The organism is Limosilactobacillus kribbianus, assembly GCF_026413145.1.
GTDB lineage: Bacteria > Bacillota > Bacilli > Lactobacillales > Lactobacillaceae > Limosilactobacillus > Limosilactobacillus kribbianus.
The window spans coordinates 54283-68340 of record NZ_JAOVYZ010000004.1; the positions used below are offsets into that span (position 1 = coordinate 54283).

A 14058-nucleotide genomic window follows, 5' to 3' on the forward strand; every position below is an offset into this window, starting at 1 on the left:
TTCTCCATCATTGGCGACCTCCTTTGATTAACTGATTGGCTCTTATTTTAATCGTTTTCTAATAAAAGTCAACTATTAAATTAAAAAACACTGAGCAATCGTCAAAGGAGCCTGCCGAAAAAAGTCAAAAAATATTTCACTTTTTTGGTATATTACACTTGTATTATATCACTGATGTGGTATAATAATAACTGTAAAGGAAGTGAATAGCGATGCGGATCGATATCAAGCGTTACTTGGAGGTGCACAATCTGACAATCTACCAGGTATCGAAACGTTCCGGCTATGGCTACACGACTTTACACAAATCCTTTAACAAACCGCAATCGAGTTCCACATCGCTTAATTTACGCGATCTGGATGCACTGGCCCGTGCCCAGCACATGGCCATGTGGGAGGTGTTGCGTGAACTTGAAACGCACTATCTGGAACAAGATCGTGATGAGTCGTTGTAGCCACGGCTTTTAATTCTGACTACAAAATAAAAAATTATTAGGGAGGTACTGCATAATGGCTCAAAATCCAATGGATCCATTTAACAGCGATATGAATGACATCTTTAACCAATTAATGGGTGGCATGAACGGTTACAATTCTGAGAACCGGCGCTACATGATTAACGGACGTGAAGTTACACCAGAAGAGTTTGCCCAGTATCGGCGGACCGGTCAGCTGCCTGGTGGTGCAGCACCACAGGCACACCAACCAGGTCAACAGGCGGGTAACGGTAAGGACAGCGTTTTGCAAAAGCTCGGCCGGAATCTGACTGAAGAGGCCCGGCAAGGCAAGCTTGACCCAGTAATTGGTCGGAACAAAGAAATTCAAGAAACCGCCGAAATTTTAAGTCGGCGCACGAAGAACAACCCCGTTCTAGTTGGGGACGCCGGTGTTGGTAAGACGGCCGTTGTCGAAGGTCTGGCTCAGGCAATCGTCAACGGTGATGTCCCGGCACCAATTAAGGATAAGGAAATCATCAGCATTGATATTTCCGGCCTGGAAGCCGGCACCCAATACCGGGGCAGCTTCGAAGAAAACATGCAAAAACTGATCGATGAAGTCAAGAAGGCCGGGAACGTCATCCTGTTCTTCGACGAAATTCACCAGATCATTGGTGCCGGGTCAACCGGCTCCGACAGTGGCTCCAAGGGGATGGCCGACATCATCAAGCCAGCCCTGTCACGGGGTGAAATTACCGTGATCGGTGCCACGACTCAGGACGAGTACAGAAACACCATCATGAAGGACGCTGCTTTGGCACGGCGGTTTAACCCAGTCACGGTTAACGCCCCAAGCAAGGCTGCCACGCTGGAAATTCTGAAGGGCATTCGGAGCTTGTACGAACGCCACCACAATGTCAAATTGCCTGACGACGTTTTGAAGGCGGCCGTGGACTACTCCGTTCAGTACATGCCGCAGCGGTCCCTGCCGGACAAGGCGATTGACCTGGTCGACATGACGGCTGCACACCTGGCAGCTAAGCACCCGGCTCACGATGCAAAGCAGATTGAGGCCGAAATCGAGTCCGAGACGAAGAAGCAAAAGGAAGCAGCGAAGAAGGAAGACTATAAGGCTGCCCAGGCTGCCAAGGACAAGATTGCTGACTTAAAGAAGCAGCTGAGCCAGAATTCCGAGGACGAGAAGGTCACTGCAACACCAGCCGATGTTGCCAATGCCGTTGAACAGATGACGGGCATTCCGGTTTCCAAGATCGGGGCTTCCGACGTTGAGCGGCTGAAAGACATGGACAAGCGACTGGAAGGCAAGGTCATCGGCCAGGACGAAGCTGTTGAGGCCGTTGCCCGGGCCATCCGGCGGAACCGGGCCGGCTTTGACGAGGGCGACCAGCCAATCGGCTCCTTCCTCTTCGTCGGACCAACCGGTGTCGGGAAGACCGAGCTGGCTAAGCAGTTGGCCCTCGACATGTTCGGTTCCAAGAACGACCTGATCCGGCTCGACATGTCCGAATACTCAGACCGGACCGCCGTTTCCAAGCTGATCGGTGCCACTGCCGGTTACGTTGGCTACGATGACAACTCCAACACCCTGACGGAAAAGGTACGTCGGCACCCATACTCCATCATCTTGCTGGATGAAATCGAAAAGGCCAACCCACAGGTCATCACGCTCCTGTTGCAAGTGCTCGACGATGGTCGGCTGACTGACGGTCAGGGGAACACCATTGACTTCAAGAACACGATCATCATTGCCACTTCCAACGCGGGCTACTCCAATGATGCGCCAATCAAGCTCGGGGATGAAAAGGACGAGGAAGACTTGATCAAGAAGTTGACCAACTACTTCCGTCCAGAATTCCTCAACCGGTTCAACGCCATCGTTGAGTTCCACAGCCTGACCAAGGAAGACCTCCAGAAGATCGTTGACCTGATGCTGGCAGACGTTAACAAGACCCTGGCTAAGAAGGACATGGACGTCAAGGTAACGCCAACGGCCAAGAAGTTCCTGATTGACTCGGGTTACGACAAGGCCATGGGTGCCCGTCCGCTTCGTCGGGTGATCGAACGGGAAATCCGTGACAAGGTCACTGACTACTACCTGGATCACCTCGATGCCAAGCACCTGGTTGCCCAGATGCAGGACGGCAAGCTGGTCGTGGTCGATGCCAAGGACGCCGTTGACGATGACAGCAAGGAATACACACCAAAGGATGATAAGGAAGACTAATATCATCTAGTGGACTAAAAAACAGCAAAAAGCTGGTCGATTGCGACCGGCTTTTTGCTGTTTTAAAGGTGATTTTGATCGATGAGCGGCTTCATAAAGTCGTTGGTGACGTGGGTGAGCCGCGGTGCTTTCCTTTCTAGGTTGAGCTCAAAGGCGATCCGGTGGGTGTCGATCTGATCGGGCACTTCGACGGTTCCCCGCGCGACAAAACCGAAACTCTTGGCGAGTCCCTGCATGGCCTGATTTTGTTCATGAGTGTCGAGCCGGAAGTTAGTGATATCCATGCTCAGCCCGACCGTCAACAAGTTGGAAAAGAGCAGCTTGCCCAGGTGCTGCCCCCGGAAGCGATCGCTGATGGCAACCCGGTGGAAGGTGGCGTAAGGTTGAATTGGCTGGGCCCAGCTGCCGTTTTTGATGACCCGGTAGCTCGGTTCCGGAGTGGTTAGGATGGCGGTGTAGCCGGCCAGCTCCTGATTGATGACCAGGACCCAGCCAATTTCCCGGGAAATATCTTCGGTGATCATCGTCAGATTGGGATGGCCGTCCTGCCACTGGTGACCGCCGTCCCGCTTGATGGCGGCCTTGGCCTCGGCAATAATTTGCATGATGGCGGGGCGATCGGCCAGGGTGGCACGGCGGAGATAGACTTGCTGCATAATTCAGGTCTCCTTTGCATTTTTATGTCTAAAATAACACAAATTGCCGGTCTTGCTGCTACTAGATTGCCGGTTCGTGCGTTAAAATAGAAGCATGACTACAGAAAAAAGGAGGGGACTGCGATGGCGTTAACCTGGGCGATTGTGCGCTGGATCTTGCTATTAATCATCGTTTTAAACGAGGTTTTGGCAATCTATACTGTTTTTCGTGAAAAGCGGGACATTGCCGCCACCTGGGCCTGGCTGCTGGTGTTGACTTTGATTCCGGTGCTGGGCTTCATTCTCTACGCCTTCCTCGGTCGAAAGCTGCCCCACCGGCGGTTGAACCTGATGAAGACGCAGACCCAGCTGAAGCTGCAGGAGGCAATTGACCGCCAAAAACAGCAGTTTATCAACATGCCTAAGCCGCGTCACCAGGTCACCCAGATCTACCGACGAACGATCATGCTCTTTCAAAACATTGACGATTCGTTTTTGAGCCGCCATAACCATGTCGAGATTTTCACGACGGGAAACGATCTTTTTCAACGGATGTTTGACGAAATCGCTGCCGCCACGAAGAGCATTCACATCGAGTTCTACTCCATTTATAACGACCGGATTGGCAACCAGCTGCGGACCCTTTTAGAGCGGAAGGCCAGCGAAGGCGTCGAGGTCCGGGTGCTGTACGATTCCTGGGGGTCAATGGGGGTTCATCCGAGCTTCTATGACGGCCTGCGAGAACAGGGGGGCTTTGCGGAGCCATTCCTCTTATCGCGCAGCAACCTCTTTGACTTTCGGTTGAACTACCGGGATCACCGGAAGATCGTAGTGCTTGATGGCAAGATTGGCTACGTCGGTGGTTTCAACGTCGGCGACCAGTACCTGGGGCGTTTCGAGAAGTTTGGCAACTGGCGGGATACCCACCTGCGCATCGTTGGCGGCGGGGTTTATGGCCTGCAGCGACGGTTCATCAGTGACTGGAATGCCTCGGCTGCCAAACCAGAAGAGAAGTTGGAGCACTACCGCAGCTACTTTCCAGAGATTAAGGTGCGCCACGGCAGCACGGCCCTGCAGGTAGTTACCAACGGACCCGAATCGGAGATGGAGAAGATCAAGTTGGGGTATCTGCGGCTAATTAACGCTGCTCAGGATCATATCTGGATTCAAACGCCCTACCTGATCCCAGACGATAGCGTCCTTGATGCCTTGCGGGTCGCCGCCCATTCCGGCGTTGATGTTCGGATCATGATCCCTTGCAAGCCGGACCACCCCTTTGTTTATCGGGCCACGCAGTACTATGCGCACGCCTTGGCGGGGGAAGGGGTAACCATCTATACCTACCAGAACGGCTTTCTGCATGCGAAGACAATGACGGTGGATGGCCGGATGGCTTCCGTCGGTTCGGCCAACATGGACATTCGCAGCTTCAAGCTCAACTTCGAAATCAACACCTTCATCTATGACGCCGTGACTACCGACCAGCTCGAACAGATCTTTGTCAACGATATCCGGGACTGCCGGGTGATGACGAGCGAACGCTTTGACCAGCAATCCCGTTGGCTGCACTTCAAGCAGCGCTTTTCACGGCTATTGTCACCGATTTTATAAGGCTGGAGAGATTGCTCCGGCTTTTTTTGTTCGGTTGCCAGAACATTTGTTCGTATGATAGAATTGATTTATCAATCATCAGTGAAAGGACGCGACGAAATGGGGAGCCTAGGATTTGTTTTGGGAACGGCCGCCGTTGATCACCAGCAGGTCTTGATCGATCAGCTGGTCGATCAATTGCGGACCGCACCGATAGAGGATACTTTTTTCTATATTGTGCCGAATCACATTAAATTTGAGACTGAAATCCACGTCTTAGAGGGCTTGCGCGCACGCCAGGGAAAAACGGATCAGGAACGGTTTGCAGCTAATCGTGTCCAGGTCCTTTCCTTCAGTCGGCTGGCCTGGTACCTTCTCCGCGACACGCCGCTCTTTCGCCGCACCCGTCTGTCTAAGGTCGGTATGGCAATGCTGACAACCAAAATCCTCCAGGAACACCGGGATGAATTGAGCCTTTACGCCAGCGAAATTCGCCAGGCCGGCTTTGTCCAAAAGCTGACGGACCAATTAGAAGAGCTGCAAGCCGCCAATATTACGGCGGATGATTTTGCCACGATTGTCCAGCGAGCTGGGGCAGATCCGGCGATCAAGGCCAATCCCGCCTGGCTGGCCAAGATGCATGACGTAGCCCTGATTTACCGCACCTATGAGGAACGCCTGCAGAAACATTTCCTGGGAAATAATGAACTCTACCAACAGCTGGCCCAGTACTTCTACCAGGAGTCGGCCAGTCAACACATGCACTTTTTCATCGATCGCTTTGCCCAGTTCACGGCCGGGGAGCAGCAGATCGTTGATGCTATCGTGCTCAACGCCGCGACGACCACTGTTTCACTGACTCTGGACCGGGGCTATCCCGACCAGCGCCATCCGTCTCCTTTTGAGCTGCCGGGAAAGAACGATCTTTTCTATAATTCGGCGATGCAGTACCACCGCTTATGGAAATTTGCCCAGGCCCACCCGCAGGATGTTCGTCTGCTGGACAACGTGGTTTATGCGCAGCGCCCGCGAGTGAGTACGGACTTGCAGGAGTTTGACCACTTCTTCCGCCGGTACGCCGCCGAGCCGATCGACCTCAGTGCTGGCCACCCGCTCGTCGTGACCGACAGCATCCAGGTTCAATCGGTTCCCAACCGGCTGGCCGAATTGGAGAACGTGGCGACCCAGATCCACCAGCTTGTTGCCACCGGCCACTACCGCTACCGGGACTTTCTGGTGCTTAGCCGGCACTTGGATGGCTACCAGACGATGATTGCTCCCGTCTTCCATGCTCATCAGATTCCGTTCTTTAACGATCACGAGCGGCGGATGGATAATCACCCGCTGGTCGTCTTGCTAGCAACCCTGTTCAAGATCCCGCTTCACGGCTACAAGACGGCCGACATCATTCAGTTGCTTAAGACCTGGCTGCTCTTGCCGCCGGCTGTCGACCAGGCCCAGCTGACCGAAGCAGTGTTTACGACCGAGAATTGGTGCCTAAAGCAGGCAATTGAGGGTAAGCACGCCTGGACGACGCGGGACCCGCAGGAGATTGCCGAATTGTGGCAGGTCAAGGGAACCGACACGACGGCACCAAACTACCAAAATTCTCGTCAAAAACGGGTCAATGATCAGCTAAGCCTGATTCGCAATTTTGTGGGCCAGACCCTAGTTCCGTTCTTCGATGACTTAAAGCGGGTCCAGACCGGTCGGGAATTGGCGACCAAGCTCTACCAATTCTTGGCGAATAACGGCGTGACCGACCGCCTTCACGATTGGCAGCAATACCAGGTCGACCAGACCGGCGACCTCGACCTTGCCCGTCAGCCTCAACAGGTCTGGGCGACCTTCTGTCAGATTCTGCAGGAATACGTGACGATCCTTGGTGATGCTCAGGTGGGGGACTCCAGTCGCGAGAAATTGCTGACAAACTTCAATGATCTTCTCCAGGCCGGGTTTGCCGCGGCCCAGTACTCCCAGATTCCCGCTACCCTGGACCAGGTCGTGATTTCGGAAACCGGGATCGTCCAAAGTCAGAGTCGCCGCCTGGTCTTCGTGATCGGGGCCACGGACGACGTTATGCCGGAGGTTCACGATGACGAGGGCCTGCTGACGGATAACGACAAGGATATTCTGAGCCAGTACCTCGACCAGGACTATCAATATCTGCCCGCTACCAGCAGTGATCAGTTGGCCGACGAGCCGTTCCTTCACTACCAGGGCTTCATGGCGGCGCAAGAGCGGTTGGTCCTTTCCGCGCCGCAATTTGGTGATGAGGATAAGGAGTTGCAGATGTCACCGTACCTCCGGGATCTTGCCACCTACTTCCAAATGCGAATTGACGTCGTTCCGCTGGCCACCAGTCCGGTCGGTCAGCAGTCCGCTGCGCGCTTTGTCAGCACGCCGCTGGCGACCACCAGCCAGTTGATCCAGGTGATGCGCCAGCTCGATGACGACCAGGGGATCCAAGGCGGGCACCGTCCACAGCTGCCGCGTGGCTGGCGCCAGGTTGCGGCGGTCTTGAACCAGCTTGCCAAGCAGGACCAGGACCTGGCGGAGCGCTTTGCAGTAATCCATCGTGGTTTTGCCTACCATAACCAGACGAAAAACATCAGCACCGAGATGGCACAGGTGCTCTATCTGCATACGGCTGAAGACAGCGATGAACAGATCCTCTATGCCTCGATTTCGCAGCTCCAGGATTTCTACATTAACCAGTACGAATACTTCCTGAAGTACGGCCTGCGATTGAAGAAACGGGACGAATTGGCGATGTCTACCGACCGGATCGGGACCTACTTTCACCGGGCAATGGAAGTCTTTGTCAACCTGGTTCGGCAATCTGACTTCAGTTTTGCGGATCTCAGTCGGGCCGATCACCAGGACGCCCTGAATCGCTTTATCGGGCAGGCACTGGACGCGGCCGATCAGCTCCAGCCGGAACTGCTGCGGCTGGTGGGAGCCTCGGCTCAGGCGCGCTTTCAGTACCAGCAGCTCACCACGATTGTCAAAACAATGCTGAAGACGCTCTGCCAGCAGGCAGCCAACGCTCACTTTGTTCCCCGGGCGACTGAGGTTCAGTTCGGACGGATTGGCGGTCAGGACAAGGCGGAATTTGCGGCACTTGACTACCCGCTCGACTCCCGGAATCACATCCATCTGCGGGGCCGGATCGACCGGGTGGACCAGATTAACGTTGGTGACGAGAAGTACCTGACGGTGGTGGATTACAAGTCTGGGGACCGCACCTTTGACCTCACGGCGGCCTACTATGGGATCTCCCTCCAGCTTTTGACCTACCTGAGCGGGCTCTCGGCCAACCTCCAGAAACTCGGCCTGGAGTCGGCCGACCTTGCCGGCGCACTTTACCTGCACCTGAATAATCCAACGATTAAGGCGAGTGAGCTTGCGAACGTGGCCCCGTTACACGTGAAACAACGGTTGACGGAGCTGCGAATGAAGGCCCACAAGTACAAGGGAATTCTGCTGAATGATCCTGCCCTGCTGGCCAATCTAGCCGAAAAGGGCAAGGCAGATCTGGTCTACCCACTCAGCCGGGACCTGAAACCGGGCAAGGGCGCCTTATTGGCAACGCCGGAGCAACTTCACTGGCTGCAAGACAATAACCGCCGCCTGATTGTTGAAGCCGGCCAGGCCATCCTCAGCGGTCAGCTGAAGCTCAATCCGTACCGCTTGATCGACGGCAGTAACCGCCAGACCGGCCTAGATTATTCCGACTACCTTGACATTTACCAATTTGACAACATGCTGGACCAGGGCCTATACCACGCCCTGGATGCGCGAATTGCCAAGGAAAAATTTGATGCTGTCCAGCACCCGGATGAAGACCACAAAGACGAAAATGAAAAGGGGGATCAGCACTAATGGCAACATTTCAACCCACCGCCGCCCAGGCTCGGGCAATCGATGACCGGGGAAAGAACATCCTGGTTTCGGCCTCGGCCGGCTCCGGCAAGACCGCCGTCCTGGTTAACCGGGTGATTAAATTGCTGAAGGAAGGACAGAGCATCGACCGGATGTTGCTGGTAACCTTTACCGATGCGGCGGCTAAAAACATGCGGGATAAAATTCGCCAGGCTCTGCAGAAAATCGCCCAGGATCCTAGTCAACCAAAAGCGCTGCGGGACCGAATGGTCAAGCAGCTGAATCTCCTGGCTGCTGCCGACATCAGCACGATCCATGCCTTTTGCCTGCGCCTAATCAAGCGCTACTATTACCTAATCGATCTTGATCCGCAGTTTCGCCTGTTGACCGACGATACCGAACGGTTGCTGCTGGAAGAGGAGGTTTGGCAAGAAGTCAGCGAGCGTTTCTATGCCGATGCGGATACAGTCAGTGACACTACAGCTTCGTTTCGCCAGTTGGTGCTGAACTTTTCCAGTGACCGGGACGACCAGGGACTCGACGACCTGGTCCTGCGCCTATACGACGTTGCTAACGCCCAGGCTCAGCCGGAAGAATGGTTGGCAAGGCTGCCAGAGAGCTATGACCTCGGTGACTCGGCCCTGCTGAAATCCAAATTTTACCAACAGCAGCTGAAGCCGGTGCTGGTGGAGCACTTGCAACAGTTTCAACGCGATGATGACGAGGCGATTCGCCGCGCCCAGGATACCGGCTTGGACAAGGATGCGACAACCCTGGGCCTTGATCGGGCCGCCTTTCAGCAGCTGATTGATTCATTGAATGGCGAGCGTGCCAACAATGTTGCCGCGGCCCTTCAACAGGTGCAGTTTGGCGCCTTCCGCGGCAAGCCCAAGGACGATGCCGATCAGCTGGCGGTTTACAACGAGTTAAAGGACCAACGAACGGCACTGAAGAAGGAGTGGACGAGCCTGGTAAAGGACTACCTCGGTGAACCGCTGGCGGCTGACCGGCTGGTTGACCGGGTTAGCGAAATTCAAACCCGGTTTGGTGAATTGACGGCCCGGGCTGAAGAGGCGGGCTTGTCCACGACCCAGCAGACCCTGGCCACCGATCAACGACAGCTGCAGCTGGTCCTGAATCTCTTTGAACCGGTGACCTGGAACTCGCTGCGGCTAGCTTTTCAGAACCTGCGCTTTGAGACGATGCCCCGCCTACCTAAGGCGGCGGCCGATTCCAAACAGGATCACGCTGCGATCAAAGCCAGCCGAGACACGGTCAAGAAGCAGTTTGCTAAACTCACCGAGCAGTTTTTTGCTTACGACGAACAGCAGCTGCGGAATATTTCCAACCATGCCCAGGCACTGCTAAAAAAGCTCAGCCTGGTCACCCGAGATTTTCTTCACCAGTACCAGCAGACTAAGCTCAACCGTCACGTCCTCGAGTTCAGTGACCTGGAGCACTACGCCTACCAAATTCTGACCCCGGACAAGGATGACGCAGACTGGCAGGCCCTGGTGCAGAATCTCCAGCAGCACTACCAGGCGATCATGATCGACGAGTACCAGGACACCAATCAGCTGCAGGAAAGCATCCTGATGCACCTGGCCCGGCCCGGCGCCCACAGCCTCTTCATGGTGGGGGATGTTAAGCAGTCCATCTACCGCTTCCGGGAGGCTGATCCCTCGCTCTTCCTCGGCAAGTATCGCCGCTACCGGCAGTCGGCGGGGGACGAGGCGATTGTTCTGGGCGAGAATTTCCGCTCGATGAAAAACGTCACCGACTTTACCAACCTGCTCTTTGGCCAATTGATGGATCCGGAGGTCGGGGAGATCGCCTACGATCAGGACGCGGAGCTCAAATACGCAGCCCACTACTATGATGATCCGCAAAACGCGGTCCAGCCGGTCGAGGTCCTGCTCTACGATGCCAACGCCACCAGTCAAAAGGAGCAGGCCAAAAAACAACCGGAAGATCAATCGGCCGCCCACGAAGACGACAAGCTAGTGGGTGAATTTCGAATGGTGGGGGCCAAAATTCAGCAACTGGTCGAAGGACACCAGCAGATTTATGATCCGGACCATCAACGGATGCGTGACATCCAATATGGTGATATCGTCCTGCTGGAGCGGACCAAAAACAATAACAACACGCTGATGGAGGAATTTAGCAAGCTTGGTATCCCGCTGACCGTTCACGATGTTGAGAGCTATTTTCAGGCTACCGAAGTCCGGGTGATGCTGTCCCTGCTGAAAATCATTGACAATCCTCACCAGGATATTCCGCTGGTGGCGGTCCTGCGCTCGCCAATTGTCGGCCTGAGCAACCAGGAGCTGGCCTTCATCCGCCTACAGAACCGGGCGGCGGATTACTATACTGCCCTGCAGACCTTCATGGCCACCTATGCCGCCCACCACAAGCTGCGTCCGTACAAGAAGGCCGACCAGCTGCTGGCGCCGGCGGATCAAAAGAAGCTTTACCAGAAAATGACGAGTTTCCTGCACCAGCTTGAGGAATTTCGCCAAACGTCCCGGCAGCAAACCCTGGTGGATTTGATCTGGCAGGTCTACGAGGAGACCGGCTATCTGGACTACGTGGGGGCCATGCGCGGGGGCCAGCAGCGCCAGGCCAACCTGCACGCCCTCTACCAGCGGGCCCACGACTACGAGCAGACTAGTTTCAAGGGTCTTTACCAGTTCATCCGCTTCATCGAAAAGATGCAGGAGCACGACAAGGACCTGGGAGTGGCCCCAACGCAGTTAACCGCCAACACGGTCAACGTGATGACAATCCACGGCAGCAAGGGGCTCCAGTTCCCGATCGTCTTCCTGATTGACGCTACCCACGGTTTTAACAACGGAATCAAGCGGGCCAATGCGGTCGTCGACGCCAAGGCGGGGATGGGCATTCGCTGGATGGACGCCGACCGGGTCGTCTACGATACTCCCCAGCGCCAGGTCGCCCTGGACACGATCGAACGCAGCGAACGGGCTGAAGACCTGCGGGTGCTTTACGTGGCCCTGACCCGGGCGGAACAGCGCCTCTACATCACTGGTTCCTTCAATGAGGAACTCAAGAACAAGAGTCTGGCGAGCTCCTGGCAACGGTGGCAAAAGGCCTTCCAGAGCAATGGCCAAGTCTTGAGTCCGCAGCCCCGGATCGGTGCCCAATCATTTATGGACTGGATTGGCCTGGCCCTGACCCGTTACGCTAACCCAACCAATGGCTTTACTGCTAAGCAAATTGCCACGGGTGCGACCGAGCTAGATGACAGCAGCCTCGCTGGTTCCGGCCGGGTTGCGCCGACTGCCGCTCAGTTCCGGGTGCACAACTTTGTCGCGACCGACCTGGAAAAATTACGCTACGCCACTCAACCGGTGAACGAGACCGCGCCAATCTCTCCTGCTGGCGACCAGCCCCAGTCCGGTAGTGCGGCCCACCTGGACATCACGGCGACACTAACCTACCAGTATCCGCACCAAGCTGCCACGGCCACCACGGCCTATCAGTCGGTGACCGACGTCAAGCGGGTCTTCGAAGACGACGATCCGCGCCTGGGCCAGCCGGACTACTCAACGCCGGCAGTCGATGAGCAAGGTGCAGATAAAGCACGGCGCCGGCAAACTGGGATTTACATTAATCCCGACTTTGCCGTGCCCGACTTTATCCAGCAGGACACTACTAAACCCCGGGCAACCCAGGTGGGGACGGCGACCCACCTGGTCTTCCAGAAGCTGCCACTGACGGGCGGTGTGGTGACGTCCGCAGACATTCAGGCAGAGATTGACCGCCTGACTAAGGCGGGATTGATTGCTCCTGCTGTGGCGAACCAAATCGACCGTGAGGGGATCGTTGGTTTCTTTAGGACCGCTATCGGTAAGCAAATCTTGGACCAGCCGGAAAACTACCACCGGGAGGAACCGTTTGCGATGATTATGAATGGTCACGAACCCTTCAGCGAGATTGCGGCCGAAGATGACGACACCGTTCTGATCCACGGAATCATCGACGGCTACCTGGTCACGGATCAGGGCATCATCCTGGTGGACTACAAGACTGACCACGTGACAGCGCCCAAAGAAGAAAATAAAAAGAAAATTGTCCAGAAGTATAGCGGTCAGCTAAAGCTTTATGCTGAGGCACTGAATATTATGCAACCACGACCGGTTGTCCAAATGGGGCTCTACCTGTTAGAATTGAATGAGTTTATTTCAATTCAAGGTAGAGGTGAAAATCGTGGCAACCATTAAGGACATTGCACGTGAAGCGGAGGTTTCAGTTTCCACCGCTTCCCGCGCCCTAAATGATAATCCACGGATTAGTCAGGCCACGCGGCGCAAGGTGAAACGGGTTGCGGCAAAGTTGGGGTATCAGCCGAATTACAATGCCCAGAACCTCACGCGTGGTGAATCAAATATGGTGGGGCTCGTTTTCCCGGTGACCGGTGACACGGCCCCGGCCAACCCCTTTCACATTGATCTGATGCGGGGAATTAGCAGCGCACTCAAGCCCCTCCACTACGAGATGGTGGTGACGATTGCACCCAATACGACGGAACTGCTGGAGAGTGTTAAGTCAATGGTCACCCAGTCCAAGGTGCATAACTTCCTGGTCTTCTACACGATGATCAACGATCCGGTGACCGCTTACCTGCGGGATCACAACCTGAATTTTGTGGTAATTGGTCGACCGACGGATAGTCATCCAGACCGTTATGTTGATAACGACAATGTGGCCGCGGGGATCGCGGCGACCGCCCACCTGATCGATCACTACGGGGTTAAGCAGCCGCTTTTCTTAGACTCCGGGACGGATTGGCCCTATGAAGTTGACCGACGAGCCGGTTACCGACAGTGCATGCAGGCGCGCCACTTGCCGGCGATCACCTGGTCGGAAAACCAACAAATCGGGATTGATACCTTTCTTGAAAATCACCCAGCAGTCGACGGGATCGTCTGCTATGACGATCTCCTCTTCGGCCGGTTGAATCGCCAACTTCAGGCCTTTGATCTGCCGGTTGCCTGCTTTAACAACAGCCGCCTGATGGGGATGCTGCTCAAACGTAGCGAGCGGATTGACCTGCAGCCGCGCCAACTGGGCAAGGCGGCGGTGGAGCTCTTATTCAACTCCCGCAAGCACCACCAGCTCGTGGACTTTAAAATTTATGATTAATCAAAGGCGGGTGCTCGATCGGGACCCCGCTTTCTTTGTTTGCGAAATTGAGCGCAACCCGCTACACTTATCTGGTTAAGTCTCATTTTTGGGGGAA

Annotated in this window: 7 protein-coding genes; 6 read left to right on the top strand and 1 reads right to left on the bottom strand. The window is 55.1% G+C overall.

What is annotated here, in order from left to right; translation table 11 throughout:
• Nucleotides 1-212: 212 nt before the first annotated feature.
• Both OCT58_RS02060 and OCT58_RS02065 read left to right on the top strand, forming a co-directional pair.
• On the top strand, nt 213-455 hold the full coding sequence (locus OCT58_RS02060) for a transcriptional regulator (protein WP_267201176.1): 243 nt from the start codon (nt 213-215) through the stop codon (nt 453-455).
• A gap of 55 nt (nt 456-510) precedes the next feature.
• Nucleotides 511-2682 carry an ATP-dependent Clp protease ATP-binding subunit gene (locus OCT58_RS02065; protein ID WP_305069056.1) on the top strand — a complete coding sequence of 724 codons (2172 nt, stop codon included), beginning with the start codon at nt 511-513 and terminating at the stop codon, nt 2680-2682.
• A 62-nt stretch (nt 2683-2744) separates the two neighbouring features.
• Here OCT58_RS02065 and OCT58_RS02070 read toward each other — a convergent pair whose 3' ends face one another.
• Nucleotides 2745-3338 (bottom strand): GNAT family N-acetyltransferase, encoded by a 594-nt coding sequence (locus tag OCT58_RS02070; protein WP_267201177.1) that lies wholly within the window; start codon nt 3336-3338, stop codon nt 2745-2747.
• Nucleotides 3339-3461: 123 nt separating this feature from the next.
• On the opposite strand from OCT58_RS02070, the gene cls reads away from it, so the two are divergent.
• The 4 genes from cls (at nt 3462) to OCT58_RS02090 (ending at nt 13961) form a co-directional block, all read left to right on the top strand.
• The gene (cls, locus tag OCT58_RS02075) at nt 3462-4928 is read left to right on the top strand and encodes a cardiolipin synthase (protein ID WP_267201178.1); all 1467 of its coding nucleotides are present in this window, start codon (nt 3462-3464) and stop codon (nt 4926-4928) included.
• A gap of 99 nt (nt 4929-5027) precedes the next feature.
• Complete coding sequence (locus OCT58_RS02080) at nt 5028-8792, top strand: PD-(D/E)XK nuclease family protein (RefSeq protein ID WP_267201179.1); 3765 nt, start codon at nt 5028-5030, stop codon at nt 8790-8792.
• Nucleotides 8792-13039: a helicase-exonuclease AddAB subunit AddA gene (gene addA / locus OCT58_RS02085; RefSeq protein WP_267201180.1), complete on the top strand. Its 4248-nt coding sequence runs from the start codon at nt 8792-8794 to the stop codon at nt 13037-13039. Before OCT58_RS02080 ends, addA begins: the two co-directional genes overlap by 1 nt.
• Nucleotides 13026-13961, top strand: a complete 936-nt coding sequence (locus tag OCT58_RS02090) for a LacI family DNA-binding transcriptional regulator (protein ID WP_267201181.1) — start codon at nt 13026-13028, stop codon at nt 13959-13961. The genes addA and OCT58_RS02090 overlap by 14 nt, the downstream gene beginning before the upstream one ends.
• Nucleotides 13962-14058: the final 97 nt, after the last annotated feature.